The sequence below is a fragment of the Clostridium sp. AT4 genome (assembly GCF_001517625.2).
Lineage (GTDB): Bacteria > Bacillota > Clostridia > Lachnospirales > Lachnospiraceae > Enterocloster.
Window position 1 is genome coordinate 250729 of the sequence record NZ_LN999826.1, and the last position, 16292, is coordinate 267020.

The following is a 16292-nucleotide window of genomic DNA, read 5'->3' on the forward strand; positions in this document are numbered from 1 at the left end:
ATGTCATTCAGCGAAGCACAGAAAAGGGCCATCCGCCACAAAGACGGACCGGCTCTTGTACTTGCAGGACCCGGTTCGGGGAAGACTACGGTCATCACCAACCGGGTCCGTTATTTAACGGAAAAATACGGCGTCCAGGCTGGGAGCATTCTGGTGATTACCTTTACCAGGGCAGCCGCCAGAGAAATGAAGGAACGGTATGAGAAAATGACGGGCCAGGGTTCCAGAGTGGCCTTTGGCACCTTTCATTCCGTGTTTTTCCTGATTTTAAAGCTGGCTTACGGGTATCAGGCTTCAAATATCGTAAGGGAAGAGCAGAGGATCCGTTTTATTAGAGAGCAGGCAGAGCGTATGCAGCTGGATCTGGAGGATCCGGCAGAATTTACGGCATCCGTTTTAAGCGAGATCAGTATGGTAAAGGGGGAAATGATGCCTCTTGCGCATTATTATCCCAAAAGCTGTTCCGAAGAGGTTTTTAAGGCACTGTATGAGGGCTATGAGGATCAGATGCGGCGGGAAAAGCTCCTGGATTTTGACGATATGCTGTCCATGTGCTATGAGCTTTTTAAGGCCCGGCCGGATATCCTTACTGCCTGGCAGAAGAAGTATCAGTATATTCTCATTGATGAGTTTCAGGACATCAACCGCGTTCAGTACGAAATCGTAAAAATGCTGGCTCTTCCTCAGAATAACCTCTTTATTGTAGGAGATGACGATCAGTCGATCTACCGCTTCAGGGGTGCAAGGCCGGAGCTGATGCTGGGCTTTGAGAAGGATTATCCCGAAGCGGAGCGGATCCTTTTAGATATCAATTACCGCTCAGTCAGCACGATTACGGAAAGCGCCGGAAAGGTTATCAGCAATAATAAGACCCGTTTTCCAAAGGAAATCTGCGCGCTCAGAGGAACAGGGCGGCCGGTGGACATCTGTCTGTGGCCGGATCCGGTAAATGAAACGCTGGCAATCGTGTCCCAGCTGCGGGACTATGCCCAAATGGGGATTCCATACGAAGAGATTGCCGTTTTGTACCGCACCAACCTGGGGCCAAGACTTCTGATCGAAAAGCTCATGGAGTACAATATCCCTTTTCATATGCGGGATACAGTCCCCAATCTCTACGAACACTGGATTGCAAAGAACCTGTTTTCCTACATAAAAGCAGCCAGGGGCGATTTGAGCCGTGCCAACGTGATGACCTTTATCAACCGCCCGGCCCGGTATATCAGCAGGGATGCGCTGGAAGGCAGCAGGATCAGCTGGGAGCAGGTAAAATCTTTTTATCAGGATAAAAACTGGATGCTGGACCGGATTGAACAGCTGGAATACGATCTTTCCATGCTTGCGGATATGGCGCCGGCCGGTGCGGTAAACTATATACGCAAGGCCATTGGATACGATGATTATATCCGTGAATACGCTCAGGAGCGGCGGTTAAAACCAGAGGAATTCTTTGAAGTGCTGGACGCCCTTCAGGAAAGCGCCGGAGGCTTTAAGACATGGGACGCCTGGTCTGCTCACATGGAAGAATATAAAGAAGAACTGCTCCGTCAGGCAGCAGACCGAGAAGCCAGGGGCGAGGGAGTCAGCCTAATGACTATGCACAGCTCTAAGGGACTGGAATTTAAGGTTGTGTATATTCTGGACGCAAATGAAGGCGTTACGCCCCATCACAAGGCAGTGCTGGATGCGGATCTGGAAGAAGAACGGAGAATGTTCTATGTAGCTATGACCCGTGCAAAGGACCGGCTTCATATCTTTTATGTAAACGAGAGGTTTCATAAAAAGCAGACTGTATCGCGGTTTGTGGAGGAAACAGGGCTTCTGGATACACATTCTGAGACGAGACGGGAAGCGGAGAAGGAAAGAAACCAGAAACGAGGATTTGAATGGAAAATAAAAATGAGAGAACCGGTTTGATCCATATTTACTGCGGCGATGGAAAAGGAAAGACCACAGCCGCCATAGGAGCCGCCATCCGGGCTGCGGGCAGAGGCTTTCGCGTACTGGTGCTGCGCCTGTTAAAGACAAATGATTCCGGGGAGGTAAATGCCCTTCAGAACATTCCCGAAATCCATGTGCTTCCCTGTGTGCGCTCCTTCGGCTTTTCATGGAACATGACGCCGGAGCAGAAAGAGAAAGCGGCTGTCTATTATTCCGAACAGATGGAAAATGCCTGGAAAATGGCCCTGGAAACGGATGAAAACGGAACACCTGCCTTTGACCTTCTGGTAATGGACGAAGCCATCGGCGCCTGCCGCCAGGGCTTTATCTGCGAAGAACGCCTCTTGGAGCTTTTAAGAACCCGTCCAGCCTCTTTGGAGGTCATCCTCACAGGACGCGGCCCCTCAGAAGCACTTTTAAATGCAGCCGACTATGTAACAGAAATGGCCCTGCGTCGCCACCCCTATGAAAGAGGAATCGGGGCGCGGGAGGGGATAGAATATTAGGAACCGTAGAGCGCTGTAAAATGCGCGCTCTCCGGTTAAGAACCTCTTGCAATTTTTTCCAGACTCTGATACATTGTAAGTGGTAAACAGATCATATCTGAGAAAGGAAAACCAATATGGCAGACGAGAAGAATTTAAATGAAGAAGAGGAAATGACAGTTACCCTTACTCTGGATGATGACACCGAAGTGGAATGTGTCGTTCTTACAATTTTTACAGCAGGCGAGAGGGATTATATTGCTCTTCTTCCTATGGAGGGAGAGGACTCTGAGGAAGGCGAAGTATACCTGTACCGCTACAGCGAGACAGAGGACGGAACTCCCGTTCTGGACAACATCGAGGACGATGATGAGTACGAGATCGTAGCAGATGCTTTTGACGAGATGTTAGACGATCAGGAGTACGATGAGCTGGTAGGAGAGGACGAGGTAGAATAGGCTCCTTTCCTGAAGTTAAAGTTTCATAGCAACGGATTTAAAAGACTGTCCTGGCTGAACAAAACGGCCGGACAGTCTTTTTTGTTATGGTGATGAGGAAAATGGCTGTCTGAACCTGTGAAACTTATGTGAAAACGTAGAAATGCCCTGTTTTTTCTGCTAAAATGGTATCATCATCAGATATGGAAACAGGAGGAGCCGGCCATGAACGGATTAAAAATACTGGTAGTAGATGACGAGGCCAGAATGCGCAAGCTTGTAAAAGACTTTCTTGCGAACAAGGGGTTTTATGTGGAAGAAGCAGGAGACGGGGAAGAAGCCGTTGATAAATTTTTTGCCCAGAAGGATATTGCTTTGGTGCTTTTAGATGTAATGATGCCGAAAATGGACGGCTGGGAGGTATTAAAGACCATACGCAAATATTCCCAGGTTCCGGTTATCATGCTCACAGCCAGAAGCGAGGAACGGGACGAGCTTCAGGGCTTTTCTCTGGGCGTGGACGAATATATTTCAAAGCCATTCAGTCCTAAAATCCTGGTGGCCCGCGTGGAGGCGATTCTGCGCAGATCCAATGCCTCCGGAGGAGATGCTTTAAGCGTTGGAGGTATTCTGATTGATAAGGCGGCCCATCAAGTAACGATAGACGGCAAAGAGGTGGAGTTAAGCTTTAAGGAATTTGAGCTTCTTTCCTATTTTGTAGAAAATCAGGGAATTGCTCTTTCCAGAGAGAAGATTTTAAATAATGTGTGGAATTATGACTATTTTGGTGATGCCAGAACCATTGATACCCATGTGAAAAAGCTTCGCAGCAAGATGGGCGATAAAGGCGATTATATCAAGACCATCTGGGGAATGGGATATAAATTTGAGGTGAGCGGACAATGAAGCGTTCCATCCGTTTTCGTTTTACGACGCTGTTTATCGGGATGCTGGCAGCCGTCCTGCTTGCAATCTGGGTGATCAACAGCTTTTTTCTGGAGCAGTACTATATCAATGATAAGGTGAAAATCCTTCAGGATGCCTATGAACAGCTCAATGACTGTGCGGTAGAGCAGGCGCTGGAAGGGAGAAATATTATTGATGACCTGCCAAGTTTCTATTCCAAGGACGGAGAACAGACCGAGGTAAGCCGGATGCTGCGTGTTATGAATGAACAGTACAATACAACGGTGGTGCTGATTGACAGCTTAAATGACCGTACCTTTCCCACATTCTGGGATAACAGGCTTTTATCCGATCTGGTCCGTCAGTATATTTTAGGCAGATCAATGCCGGATACAGAAGCCATTATTTCTGAGGAAAATTATAAAATAGAAAAAAGATATGATAAACATAACAATGGATATTATCTGCAGAACTGGGGCTTTTTTGATGACAACAGAACCATTTTTATTATGTCCATGCCTATTGCCAGTATCCATGAGAGTGTGGCCCTGTCGAATCGTTTTATGATCTATGTGGGAAGCGCAGCCCTTGTGCTGGGAGCCGTATTTATGTATTTTGCGGGAAAAAGGATTACTTCGCCTATTTTGTCCCTTGCAGCCTTATCTGAACGGATGTCCGAGCTGGATTTTGATGCCAGATATACGGCGGATTCTCAGGATGAGATCGGTGTGCTGGGCCGGAGTATGAATACCCTTTCGGAAAAGCTGAAGGAAACCATAGGGGCTTTAAAAACAGCCAATAATGAGCTTCAGCAGGACATTGAGGAAAAGATACGGATTGACGAGGCACGCAGGGATTTTATTGCCAATGTATCCCATGAGCTTAAGACGCCTATTGCATTGATTCAGGGATATGCGGAGGGCCTTACAGAAGGCATGGCAGAGGACCCGGAGAGTCGTGATTATTACTGCGAGGTGATCATGGATGAGGCCGGGAAAATGAACAAGATGGTAAAGCAGCTTCTTACCCTGACCGCCCTGGAGTTTGGAAATGACAAGCCCGTCATCGAGCAGTTTGACCTTACAGGGCTGATTCATGGAGTGCTTTCCTCCGCATCCATTCTGCTTCAGCAAAAAGAGGCAGAGGTGGAGTTTGAGCCTTCAGGGCCGGTGATGGTATGGGCGGATGAATTTAAGATTGAAGAAGTCATAACCAATTATCTGAATAATGCCATGAATCATTTGAATGGAAAACGAAAGATAAAAATCCGTTTGGAAAAGCATGAAAATGAAGTGACTGTCTTTGTCTTTAATACAGGAAACCACATTCCAGAGGAGGATCTGGATAAGCTCTGGACGAAATTTTATAAGGTTGATAAAGCCCATACCAGAGAATATGGAGGGAGCGGCATTGGCCTTTCCATTGTGAAAGCCATTATGGATTCCCACCATAAGGCCTGCGGGGTCAGAAATGCAGAGGAAGGCGTAGAGTTCTGGTTTACCTTAGACTGCAGCCTGTAGCAGGCATCGTGTGAAAAACAGAGAAGCATTATTTGCGTATTTCGTCAAAGTTTTACTTGTATAACAGCATGGAATCCTGTATGCTGTAGTTATAGAAATTTTAAATCATGTGATGACACAGGAGGAAGATTTATGAAACAGGACATGATTGTCATTTTGGATCTGGGAAGTACAGAGAATACTGTGCTTGCCAGAGAAATTCGTGCCATGGGTGTATACAGCGAGATTTATCCCCATGACATTACGGCAGAAGAGTTAAAGGCACTTCCAAATGTAAAGGGTGTTGTGATCTACGGAGGACCAAACCATATCGTAGACGGCGTACGCATTGATGTAAATGAGGAAATCTACAGCGCCGGTTATCCGATTATGTCCATTGACCATGAGCCTGCAAAGTGTCAGGAAGCTTATGGCACCTGGGAAGAAGCTCTTCCTCACCTGAGGGCCTTTGTGTTTGATACCTGTCATGCAGAGGCAAATTGGAATATGAAGAACTTCGTAGAGGATCAGATTGAATTGATCCGCCGTCAGGTAGGTGACAAGAAGGTTCTTTTAGCTCTTTCAGGCGGTGTTGACAGTTCTGTTGTGGCAGCTCTTTTGATCAGAGCTATCGGCAAGCAGCTTGTCTGCGTGCATGTAAATCACGGCCTGATGAGAAAAGGCGAGTCAGAGAGTGTGATCGAGGTATTTAAAAATCAGATGGATGCAAACCTGATCTATGTAGATGCGACAGAGCGTTATCTCACAAAGCTGGAGGGCGTAGCCGATCCGGAACAGAAGAGAAAGATCATCGGCGCCGAGTTTATCCGTATTTTTGAGGAAGAAGCAAGAAAGTTGGAGGGAATCGAATTTCTGGGTCAGGGAACCATTTACCCGGATATCGTAGAGAGCGGAACCAAGACTGCCAAGGTTGTAAAGTCCCACCACAACGTAGGAGGACTCCCGGAGGATCTGCAGTTTAAGCTGGTTGAGCCTCTGCGCCAGCTTTTTAAGGACGAGGTTCGTCAGTGTGGTCTGGAGCTGGGACTTCCTGATGAGATGGTGTTCCGTCAGCCATTCCCGGGTCCTGGTCTGGGTGTACGCTGTCTGGGAGCAATTACAAGAGAACGTCTGGAGGCTGTCCGAGAATCCGACGCTATTTTACGTGAAGAATTCCACAATGCCGGACTGGACAAGAAGGTATGGCAGTACTTTACCGTAGTGCCGGATTTCAAGTCTGTCGGAGTCCGCGACAATGCAAGAAGCTTCGAGTATCCTGTGATCATCCGTGCTGTCAACACCATAGACGCCATGAGCGCCACCATCGAGCAGCTGGAGTGGCCGGTGCTCTTAAAGATTACAGACCGCATTTTGAAAGAAGTGAAAAATGTAAACCGTGTCTGCTATGATTTGAGCCCGAAGCCTACGGCTACGATTGAGTGGGAATAAGTTGGGGTATCGAAGAAATCCAGTATTTATGCGGGCTTGCGGCACTTCAAGAAGTCTTTTGATAACAAATTGATAACAGTTGCATAAGAGCCATTATTCTTGTAATCCGGTGGTTTTATGGTTAGAGAATGATTAACAGGCGGTTGTGTAACAAATAAATCCATATTATAAACTAAGCCCTTAGCTGTGGGTATGAAACTCATGGCTAAGGGCTTTTTGTCGTTATTTGTGTTGAATTAGGTAGAATAAGTAATGTTTAGATAATTTTTCCAATCAATTCTCCAATTACAGCACCAATAACCATAGAAACAAGTGTCCAAAGGATTTGTATCCACCATGTATCTTTACAATAATTTAGGATTCCTTGAATGGATATTCCATATATTTCTGTCCATTTTGAATTAACTTTCAGTGTGTTATTAATTGCTCTGTTGAGGATATTTGAAAAGACATCAACTTTACGTAGCGTGGACATATGTAGCTTGACATATTCTTTATTTGCGAAAGCAGCAGCTTCTTGCGAACCATTAAGATAGTCTTTGGCTTTAATATCATTTTGTTCCAAAAGTTTCTCCATACGGGGGTGTCCTGCATAACCAACACCGTAACAGTTTATTAGCTGACGAGCAAGGTCAATCTTTTTTTCGTCAGGAATGTTATAAGGGATACCGCCTAAAACAGAGTACCTATGTTCAATAGCCTTAAATCCGTAATTAATGTCACGCATATTCCAGTGAATCCAGAAAAAATTACTATGTTTGGCGGTGTCTAAAACACCGTCACCATCGTCACCACCGACACGGAAAGGAAGGAAACGGAAATGAAGAACGTACAAATCCCCTACGATTTATTTCTGGCTTTGCTTCAGTACCATCTGATGATGGATGACGATTATAAGGATGAAATCCGACATGGCTTGGAGCAGAAGCTGGAAGCCATGGTAAGGCACGAATTGTATGCCAAGTACAAGACTGCCCTTACCCCGGAAGAACGAGAAGAAGCTCGCCAGCGTTATCTGGATGAGCGTGGAGTTCCGCAGAGCTTCCGATGGACAACTTCTCCTTGGGAGAGATGACAGGAGCGTGCCACGCTCCTGTGAGTTGCAGACAAGAGAGTGATGATTGCAGCGATTTCACTGAAAGTGGGTGCGCCACACTTGATGTTGCTGCGTTCATCACTTTTTTCTGTAAAGATAAAAATGAAAAATTTTGCTTCTTACAAAACGATTGAAAATCGTGCAGCCGGTATCGCAGATACCGTTCAAAGGGGATTGGGGATGCTTCCCCAACAAGCAATTTGCGAAGATTGACTCAGATGGGAAAATCGAGAAAATGAGTGAACCTGTACAGGTTTACACTGCTTGCCAATTTGTAAAACGAGAAAATATTAACCTATGCGAAATGATTTTTTTAACACAGAGGATAGATTGATTTTTAGGAATTCTTATGTTACACTGTTACACAGATACACAAGTAAATGTGTTATGAGGTATAAGATTATGGCTGAAAGAAATATGGTAAATCTTACGATTACAATGACGAAAGAAGAACGCAAGGCTCTAAAGCAGCTTGCGCTTGATAAAGACATGACAGTTTCTGCGTTAATCCGTTTATGGTTGCAGGAACAACAGGAAAGTGAGGTGAAGTAGTAATGGCAGGAAACAGCAATTTGTCAGCGGCTGTTAAAGCTAAGAAAGATGAATTCTATACTCAGCTTACTGACATTGAAAAAGAAATGCGCTATTATAAAAAACATTTCAACGGAAAAACGGTTTTTTGTAATTGCGACGACCCATTTGAATCAAATTTCTTCAAATATTTTGTCCTTAATTTTAATCGTCTTGGACTAAAAAAGTTAATTGCTACATGCTATTTTTCTTCTCCGATAGTCGGACAACAATTACAGTATCATTGTGATAAAAATGGTCAGATGTCATTTTCCTTCGGGTACGAAACCGAGGTTACAGACGGAGCTAAACGCCCGTATAAAGCCATAGTCACACAAGTGTATGATAAAACTGGTGACGGTGGTGTAGATATGGTGGATGTTGCTGAACTATTTGTATCTGGGGAAAATCAGCTAACAGAATTAGAAGGAGACGGCGATTTTAGAAGTGCGGAATGTTTGGCATTACTTGATGAATCTGATATTGTTGTGACAAATCCTCCATTTTCTTTGTTTAGAGAATTTGTTAATGTCTTAATTCAGAGAGAGAAACATTTTATAATCCTTGGTAATGTAAATGCAATTACCTACAAAGAGTTTTTTCCGTTGATTAGAGGCAACAAGGTATGGATTGGAGCAAGTATACACTCTGGCGACAGAAAATTCTATGTTCCAGATGATTATCCGCTAAATGCTTCTGGTTGTGGTGTGGACGAGGACGGACGTCGATTTATTCGAGTTAAGGGCGTAAGATGGTATACGAACTTGGACATTAGACAGCGCCACGAGGAAATGATTCTTGTAAAAAAATATGCCCCTGAAGTATATGAACACTTTGATAACTATGATGCAATAAATGTTGATGTAACAACAGATATCCCTTGCGATTATGCTGGCTTAATGGGAGTACCTATAACATTCCTTGATAAGTATAGTCCAGACCAGTTCGAAATTATAGGTGTTACCCAGTCGTGGTGTGGAATTGCAAGCAAAATTTATCCAAGACAAATCCAGATAGATAAAAATGGAAAGCGTTCTCAGGTTACTAAGTTGAATGATGGTGCGGCAATTAAGGTTGAGCAACCGCCAGTCAATAAGACCTACTATGAGGTTGAAGGAGAACTTTTTATCAAGACATATGCTCGTGTGATTATTCGTAATAAGCACCCCGAACAACCTAAAGGAGGACAAAGCTAATGGATATAAAAGAATTAAAGGTTACAATAGGCGAAGTATATGAGGGGTACTTTAACGATGCCGAAGAAGGTGTTGTAGGTTACGATGAACTCCTTGATATTCGTCCTAAATATCAGAGGGAATTTGTTTATAAAGACAAGCAGCGTGATGAAGTAATCCGCACCGTAATGAAAGGCTTGCCGCTGAATGTCATTTATTGGTGCAAGGTCAAGAAAGAGGACGGAACAGATGGATTTGAAGTGCTTGATGGTCAGCAGCGTACCATTTCCGTATGCGAATATGTGGATGGCTCTTTCTCTGTTGATGATAAGTATTTCTATAATCTGCCTACGGATAAGAAAAAGCAGATTTTGGATTATCCTCTATTCGTTTATGTGTGCGATGGAACTGATTCTGAGAAACTGGATTGGTTCAGAATCATCAATATTGCTGGCGAACAGCTCACAGATCAGGAACTGCGAAATGCGGTGTATGCCGGTTCATGGGTTTCTGATGCGAAGAGATATTTTTCAAAGACCGGATGTGCTGCAGACACACTTGCTGGAGACTACCTAAAGGGAGCTTCTATCCGTCAGGAATATCTGGAAACGGCAATTCTATGGGCTGCCAGTGCTGAAGGAAAAACGATTGAAGCCTATATGGCTCAGCACCAGAATGACCCAAGTGCAGTTATCCTCTGGAACTATTTCCGTTCTGTGATTGATTGGGTTCAGGCTATCTTCCCTAAGAAACGTAAAGAAATGAAAGGGCTGCCTTGGGGATTGTTCTACAATGTACATGGCAAGAGAACTGACCTCGATCCTAAAAAGCTGGAATTGGAAATTCAACGCCTTATGGGTGACGAAGATGTTACAAAGAAATCCGGTATATATGAGTATTTGCTGACAGGCGAAGAAAAGAAATTGTCCATTCGTACATTTGACCGCCGTGATGCACTGGCGGCTTATGAGAAACAGGGGCATAAGTGTCCTATCTGCGGTGAAACATTCGAGTTTGAGCAGATGCACGCAGACCATATCACACCATGGTCTAAGGGTGGTAAAACTACACCGGAAAACTGCCAGATGCTTTGTCGTGACTGTAATCTGAAAAAAGGTGCGCAGGAATAGATACCAATAGGTATTTGGAAAAATATAGCACTTACGAGGAGGAACTAATTGAAGAATATGTTTAATATCTACTATATCAATAACGAGAAAGCATCAGAAATTTCATTGTTATTTGATAATCAAATAGTAGAAAAAATCACTCGAATCAAGAATACAGAATTAGCAATGGCTGGCGATGGCGATGTTACCACGAGTGCTGCTTCCAAAATTCCTGTTATCGGACAGTATTTACCAAGCATAGATCTGAATGGAAATTTATCTCATAACAGGTCCAATCGAGTGGAAGATACTGTAAAAGTGGTAAGTTCTAAATCGACAATTCTTAAGCCCATTTATGAGAAAGCTAAAGAGGTACGTCGTTTAGATGATAGCAAGGTTGGTAACTTGGTGAAAATTAAGGACGTTTACCTTACCGTTGTAAATTCCGATGATGTGATGGCTACCAAAGCACTGATGAGTGGCTTGGTAAATCAGGTTCCTGTTGAGGGAATTGGTAATATGAACTTCACATCTCTTATGGAAGTTATGTTTAAGGGATCTGCATATGTTCTTTGTGGTGAACTTCCACATAGATTCGGCACTAATGAGCATATGATGCTCAAAATCCCTATGAGCGCTGAAAATGAGATGGAAAGCCAGTACAGTATTTCAGATATTGAGATTGGTAAAGTCACAGTGCTCGGTATTTATCGTGGAGAATTTGATCGTCGTGATGTTGAACGAAAAATCAATCGTATGATGGCACTGAATGATGGTGGAAAGAAGAGCCAGCAGGAGACAAACGATATTCAAGATAGCGGTATGGATATTGAGGATGGCGTTCGAGAAGAAGATAAAAAGGGTATTCGGAATATTTCTCTTGCGCAAGGAAAAGTTCATTACATTGATGTCATTGCCATTATTCAAGACATCAATATTTAGGTGATATCATGGACAGAGTAAGCATTTACGAATACGACAGAAAGAACAGAGAGCGTGTAGTTAAAGCGATTGAGGAAGCAGGTGGACAAATATTAAGTTGGTCTTTTTTTGCTAAGGATCAATCGAAATTTGAACTTCCACCAGGTACTCTTTCAGTCTTTATTGACATATCTTCTTTGTTTTATAATGAAGATCGTGCAGACGCTCTCATCGCTCCAGCTGAGCTCTTGTTGAATATAATTCAACAAGAGCAATCCGTTGCACTGTATGTTATCATTGAACGCCAATACAGCAAACAAGTACGAGATTTACTGTATTATAAGATTGATGAAGTTCTTGACCTTGAGGATTTTCTTGAAATTGAAAAAGACCCAATTCAAAATATCGTTGATATTGATCAATCTGATTTTGAAAATGTTTTGGCCTATCTAAATCAAAATCTTTTTGGAAATGAGCTTTTCAAAAAACGTCTGAAAGAGGAATTGACGAAATATAGACTGTTTAACCGGATTGGGCAACAGCCGATTTTTTCCGTATTGATATGTGGTGCTTCCGGTATCGGTAAAACAGAAGTCGCAAGATTGATTCATCAAAAGTTAGCCGTAGATGAACCTATGATAAAAATCAATTTCGGCAATTACAGTGCTCAAGATGCTCTTAACAGTTTGATTGGTAGCCCACGAGGTTATATAGGCAGTAATAAAGGTGAATTGCCCGACAAGCTTATGCGTAGCCGAAGCAAGGTAATTCTTATAGATGAGTTTGAAAAAGCAAGTAAGGCTGTTTATAACTTTTTCTTACAGTTGCTTGAAGAAGGAAAATTCACAGATTCTTTGGGACGTGAATATGACTTAGATAAATACATCATAATTTTTACTTCCAATATGCCTAAAGAACGAATAGGTGAATTTTTGCCACCGGAACTGCGTTCAAGATTTAGTTATAAATGTGCATTTTGGCCGCTTTCCACACAAGAAAAAGAACAATATGTAGCTTTTAAGAGCGAGCACTATTTAGAAAAAATTAAACATGAGTGTCCTGGGCTTGACAGCACGTTACAGGCTTCAGATATAATAGATATTGATGTTTCACGCTATTCTAATATGCGTGATATCAATAGTGAAATAATGCGTCAAATTACCGACGCATTGTATGCGCAGATCGTTAAGTAGAAACAAAATATCAGCCGAGCAGCTAACCACTGCCCGGCTGATGCTAAATTATGCGAAAATCAATTCTGCGTTGATGAATTCCTCCGCACGGTTGCGGATGTTGTTCATGGCTCCGATCCATGCAAGTTGATTCTGTGCTTTCAGAGACTCGTTGATTCCCTCTTTCTCTGCCAGCTGCGTTACAAGCAAGTCGAGCTTATTTCGAGCCTGAGTATCAATGTCAGAGAGATAGCCGTACAGCTTGCCGCTGAGAACCAGATCAGAGTAGATAATAGGACGGTATTCTCTGAGGTACTGCTGGTGCTTTCTGCCCCAGATACCGATGGTGTGTACTTCTTCCTCTGGGATGACCAGACACGGCAGATAGTATTCTCCATGCAGCTCATACCAAAGACCGTTGCTGTTATCGTAAATGTATTTTTCCATATTGCAAACCTCCATGTATAATTTATTTACAGTAGTACCGAGTGGCTTTGAGGTGAATCAGCCAGCGGAGGTTGCATTGTAGCCAGTGGCTACAAAATGGCTACAGAATTCTTGTAGACGCTACGGATAGCTTGAAATGTGTGGAATATGTGGACGAAAAGCGCACTATCACTGCATATTATCACGAGAAATTAAGGTCTGGCGCTCGAGTGGGAATAAAATAAAAAGGAGCCGTGAAACCTGAAAAATCAAAGGTTTCACGGCTCCTTTTTTTGTGGGCGGAACTAAAATGGAACAGAAAAACACAGCATATTTCCTAGTTATATATTTTATATATAAGTTTTATAAAAACTATGTATTTTACATATAATTAATTCGATGATACAATCCAAGTGTCAAACAAAAGGAGGAAATATAATGAAAAAAGATTACAGTAAGCTGTGGGTTTTATTTAAGTCAATGTTTGCATTGAGTGCATGTACCTTTGGCGGAGGATTTGTTATTGTTTCTTTAATGAAGAAAAGATATGTTGAAGAATTAAAATGGTTAGAAGAAGATGAGATGTTAGATGTAACTGCAATTACACAATCCGCTCCCGGTCCTTTGCCGGTAAATGCATCTGTCATAATCGGATATCGGATTGCAGGCATTATAGGTTCTTTGACAGCGATTTTAGGAACCATCCTTCCGCCTATGATCATCATTTCTGTTATTTCTTTATTCTATGAGCAATTTCGTACGAATCCATATATCAATACTGCATTACAGGTCATGAGGGCCGGAGTTGCAGCTGTCATATTTGATGTTGTGATCAACTTAGCGGCAAATGTTGTCCATACAAGACGCAGCCTGTATATAGGCATGATGATGATTGCGTTTATTGCAACATATGTATTGGATGTCAGCGCTATGATTATCATTCTTACATGTCTTGGAATCGGACTGATTGATCTGATGATTCAAACAACAAAAAACAAAAAGGGAGAAATGAGAAATGTTATTGGCTAAACTGTTTATTGCGTTTATTCAGGTTGGTTTATTCAGTGTGGGAGGCGGTTATGCTGCAATTCCGTTGATTCAGGAGCAGATTGTAAATATTTATGGATTGATGACCTTAAGTGAGTTTTCAGATCTTATTACAGTTGCAGAAATGACTCCGGGTCCGATTTCCATCAATTCCGCAACTTTTGTAGGTATGCGGATTGCAGGAATTCCGGGTGTGCTGCTGTGTACGATTGGATGTATCATTCCATCATTTTGTATTTGCTTACTATTAGCCCATTTTTATTATAAATATAGAAATGTAGACGGGGTACAGGTTGTGTTGGGCTCCATGCGGCCGGCAGTAGTTGCGCTGATTGCTTCTGCTGGAGCTTCAATATTAATGCTGGGGCTTTTTCAGGCAGAACTTTATAATGTTGAGTTCAATAATTTTCGTTTTATAGAATTTGCGATTTTCGCCGGTTCCTTATTTATACTGCGAAGGTATAAAACAAGCGCCATTGCAATTATTCTGGGAAGTGGTATGATAGGTACGTTGATATATGTATTATTAGGCGCTGTTTAAAAGGAAAGGATTTTTATGACCTTACGACACTTAATGATTTTCACTGCAGTTGTAGATGAAGGCGGGATGAATAAGGCCGCAAAAACACTGCATCTTTCTCAGCCGAATATCAGTCAGGCTATCGCAGAGCTGGAGCAGCATTATGGCGTGAAATTGTTTGAACGTCTTTCGCAAAGATTATATCTGACAAAAGAAGGAGAGCTGTTGCTTTCCTTTTCACGCCATATTTTAGATTCCTATAAACAAATGGAAGAAGTGATGAATCAGGCGGTGGAAAAAACACAGATACAAATAGGCTGCAGTGTTTCTGTGGGGACGTGTCTTATTAACCGTATTTTAGATAAGGCTGAAAGGGTTCTTCCGAAATGTGAATTTCAAGTGAAGGTTACAAATTCATCGGAAATTGAGCAGGCATTATTAACGAATCAGATTGATATTGGTATGATTGAGGGAGTTGTTTCAGATGAAAATTTAATAGCGGCTCCCATGTGTAAAGATGAACTTGTCATTGTGTGCGGAAAAGCACATCCGTTTGCAAAGAAAGAAAGTATTTCTCTAAAGGCATTAGAGGGACAAAACTACGTCAGCAGAGAAAGCGGAAGTACAGAGCGGAATCAGTATGAGCAGTTCTTAGAACAAAAAGGAATTAGGCTGAAACGAATTTTCTGCAGTACAAATACGGAGGCAATAAAAAATGCAGTAGTACATGGCAGAGGAATCGCAATATTTTCAAAACGAATGATTGAAAAAGAAGCAGTAGAGGGAAGTTTGATTATAGTGCCTGTAGAGGACATTCATATAATCAGAGATTTTCATTTTATTAGACATAAAAATAAATATATGTCGAAAACATTGCAGATTATGCAGGATATCTGTACTGATTTATAATGGAACGGCAGGTTTTATATCCGGATATCCGGATGATAATCTGAAGATAAAGAATTTTGTAACAGTTCAGCATTGCATCTTCTTGCCCACTTACAGCGGACAAGAAGCGTCGGGTGTCCGCCCTATGAAGCTTCAGGCAGAAAAATTCTTATGAAAGCAAGCTTTCAACGCTTTTTTCTGCCTGAAGCTTCGCATGGCTGAACTGTTACAAGAATTTTGAAAAAACTTAAAAAAACTGTTGACATTTGGCGATACATCTGGTAAGATAATCTTCGCTGTCGGGAACGACAGAAACACAAAAGAAACGACATTGAAAAATGTTAAAAAAACTTTTGAAAAGCTGTTGACAAACGAAAAACAATCGGTTATAATTAATAACCGTTGCGGACGAAAAGTCAAACAACAAAGAAGTTCCTTGAAAATTGAAGATTAAACAGTATGTAAAACCCTGAAAATTCTAACAATTCAAAAGGTTTGGTTTAGACCTTAGGATTTGAGAAAATTCAGAACAAAAACCAAGTAAAAGATAACATTAGCCAAGCTAAGTAATCTTGAATAAGAATCAACTTTAAACATGAGAGTTTGATCCTGGCTCAGGATGAACGCTGGCGGCGTGCCTAACACATGCAA

The 16292-nt window shown here is 42.4% G+C and carries 18 protein-coding genes and 1 rRNA gene; 17 read left to right on the plus strand and 2 right to left on the minus strand.

The features are described from left to right. The 6 genes from BN3656_RS03085 to guaA all read left to right on the plus strand — a co-directional run bounded on the left by BN3656_RS03085 (position 1) and on the right by guaA (position 6717). The gene (locus BN3656_RS03085) at positions 1–1917 is read left to right on the plus strand and encodes an ATP-dependent helicase (RefSeq protein WP_081422821.1); all 1917 of its coding nucleotides are present in this window, start codon (positions 1–3) and stop codon (positions 1915–1917) included. Beyond that, positions 1887–2447: a cob(I)yrinic acid a,c-diamide adenosyltransferase gene (locus BN3656_RS03090; RefSeq protein ID WP_066544044.1), complete on the plus strand. Its 561-nt coding sequence runs from the start codon at positions 1887–1889 to the stop codon at positions 2445–2447. The genes BN3656_RS03085 and BN3656_RS03090 overlap by 31 nt, the downstream gene beginning before the upstream one ends. A gap of 116 nt (positions 2448–2563) precedes the next feature. Next, entirely contained in the window at positions 2564–2884 is a 321-nt protein-coding gene (locus tag BN3656_RS03095; RefSeq protein ID WP_066543967.1) for a DUF1292 domain-containing protein, read from the plus strand. A gap of 204 nt (positions 2885–3088) precedes the next feature. Then, a complete protein-coding gene (locus tag BN3656_RS03100) occupies positions 3089–3769 on the plus strand; it encodes a response regulator transcription factor (RefSeq protein WP_066543969.1) in 681 nt (226 codons plus the stop codon). Beyond that, on the plus strand, positions 3766–5289 hold the full coding sequence (locus tag BN3656_RS03105) for a HAMP domain-containing sensor histidine kinase (protein WP_066543970.1): 1524 nt from the start codon (positions 3766–3768) through the stop codon (positions 5287–5289). Before BN3656_RS03100 ends, BN3656_RS03105 begins: the two co-directional genes overlap by 4 nt. Before the next feature lie 132 nt (positions 5290–5421). Next, the gene (gene guaA, locus BN3656_RS03110) at positions 5422–6717 is read left to right on the plus strand and encodes a glutamine-hydrolyzing GMP synthase (RefSeq protein WP_066543971.1); all 1296 of its coding nucleotides are present in this window, start codon (positions 5422–5424) and stop codon (positions 6715–6717) included. 256 nt (positions 6718–6973) lie between these two features. Here the strand turns inward: guaA and BN3656_RS03115 are convergent, their stop codons facing one another. Next, positions 6974–7552: a hypothetical protein gene (locus BN3656_RS03115; RefSeq protein WP_066543973.1), complete on the minus strand. Its 579-nt coding sequence runs from the start codon at positions 7550–7552 to the stop codon at positions 6974–6976. Here BN3656_RS03115 and BN3656_RS03120 point away from each other — a divergent pair. The 7 genes from BN3656_RS03120 (at position 7538) to BN3656_RS03145 (ending at position 12781) form a co-directional block, all read left to right on the plus strand. Next, the gene (locus tag BN3656_RS03120; RefSeq protein ID WP_066543977.1) at positions 7538–7792 is read left to right on the plus strand and encodes a complexin-2; all 255 of its coding nucleotides are present in this window, start codon (positions 7538–7540) and stop codon (positions 7790–7792) included. The two genes, BN3656_RS03115 and BN3656_RS03120, sit on opposite strands and share 15 nt — an antisense overlap. 39 nt (positions 7793–7831) lie before the next feature. Continuing rightward, entirely contained in the window at positions 7832–8026 is a 195-nt protein-coding gene (locus BN3656_RS03125; protein ID WP_143331323.1) for a hypothetical protein, read from the plus strand. Between the two features lie 189 nt (positions 8027–8215). Then, positions 8216–8365 (plus strand): hypothetical protein, encoded by a 150-nt coding sequence (locus BN3656_RS16590; protein WP_167544852.1) that lies wholly within the window; start codon positions 8216–8218, stop codon positions 8363–8365. 2 nt (positions 8366–8367) lie between these two features. Continuing rightward, the gene (locus BN3656_RS03130) at positions 8368–9579 is read left to right on the plus strand and encodes an adenine-specific methyltransferase EcoRI family protein (protein ID WP_066543981.1); all 1212 of its coding nucleotides are present in this window, start codon (positions 8368–8370) and stop codon (positions 9577–9579) included. After that, a complete protein-coding gene (locus tag BN3656_RS03135; RefSeq protein WP_066543982.1) occupies positions 9579–10688 on the plus strand; it encodes a DUF262 domain-containing protein in 1110 nt (369 codons plus the stop codon). The genes BN3656_RS03130 and BN3656_RS03135 overlap by 1 nt, the downstream gene beginning before the upstream one ends. A 48-nt stretch (positions 10689–10736) precedes the next feature. After that, positions 10737–11609, plus strand: coding sequence for a hypothetical protein (locus tag BN3656_RS03140; RefSeq protein ID WP_066543983.1), 873 nt, complete (start codon positions 10737–10739; stop codon positions 11607–11609). An 8-nt stretch (positions 11610–11617) separates the two neighbouring features. Then, on the plus strand, positions 11618–12781 hold the full coding sequence (locus tag BN3656_RS03145) for an AAA family ATPase (protein ID WP_066543986.1): 1164 nt from the start codon (positions 11618–11620) through the stop codon (positions 12779–12781). Between the two features lie 48 nt (positions 12782–12829). On the opposite strand, the gene BN3656_RS03150 is transcribed toward BN3656_RS03145, so the two are convergent. Next, positions 12830–13207: a TnpV protein gene (locus BN3656_RS03150; RefSeq protein WP_066543990.1), complete on the minus strand. Its 378-nt coding sequence runs from the start codon at positions 13205–13207 to the stop codon at positions 12830–12832. A 417-nt stretch (positions 13208–13624) separates the two neighbouring features. Between BN3656_RS03150 and BN3656_RS03155 the strand changes: the two genes are divergently transcribed. From BN3656_RS03155 to BN3656_RS03170, 4 genes are all read left to right on the plus strand, one after another. Then, positions 13625–14215, plus strand: coding sequence for a chromate transporter (locus BN3656_RS03155; RefSeq protein ID WP_066543991.1), 591 nt, complete (start codon positions 13625–13627; stop codon positions 14213–14215). Continuing rightward, entirely contained in the window at positions 14202–14774 is a 573-nt protein-coding gene (locus BN3656_RS03160; RefSeq protein WP_066543993.1) for a chromate transporter, read from the plus strand. The genes BN3656_RS03155 and BN3656_RS03160 overlap by 14 nt, the downstream gene beginning before the upstream one ends. A 15-nt stretch (positions 14775–14789) precedes the next feature. Next, positions 14790–15662: a LysR family transcriptional regulator gene (locus tag BN3656_RS03165; protein ID WP_066543995.1), complete on the plus strand. Its 873-nt coding sequence runs from the start codon at positions 14790–14792 to the stop codon at positions 15660–15662. Positions 15663–16232: 570 nt separating this feature from the next. Then, positions 16233–16292, plus strand: a 16S ribosomal RNA gene (locus BN3656_RS03170); the annotation flags it as partial.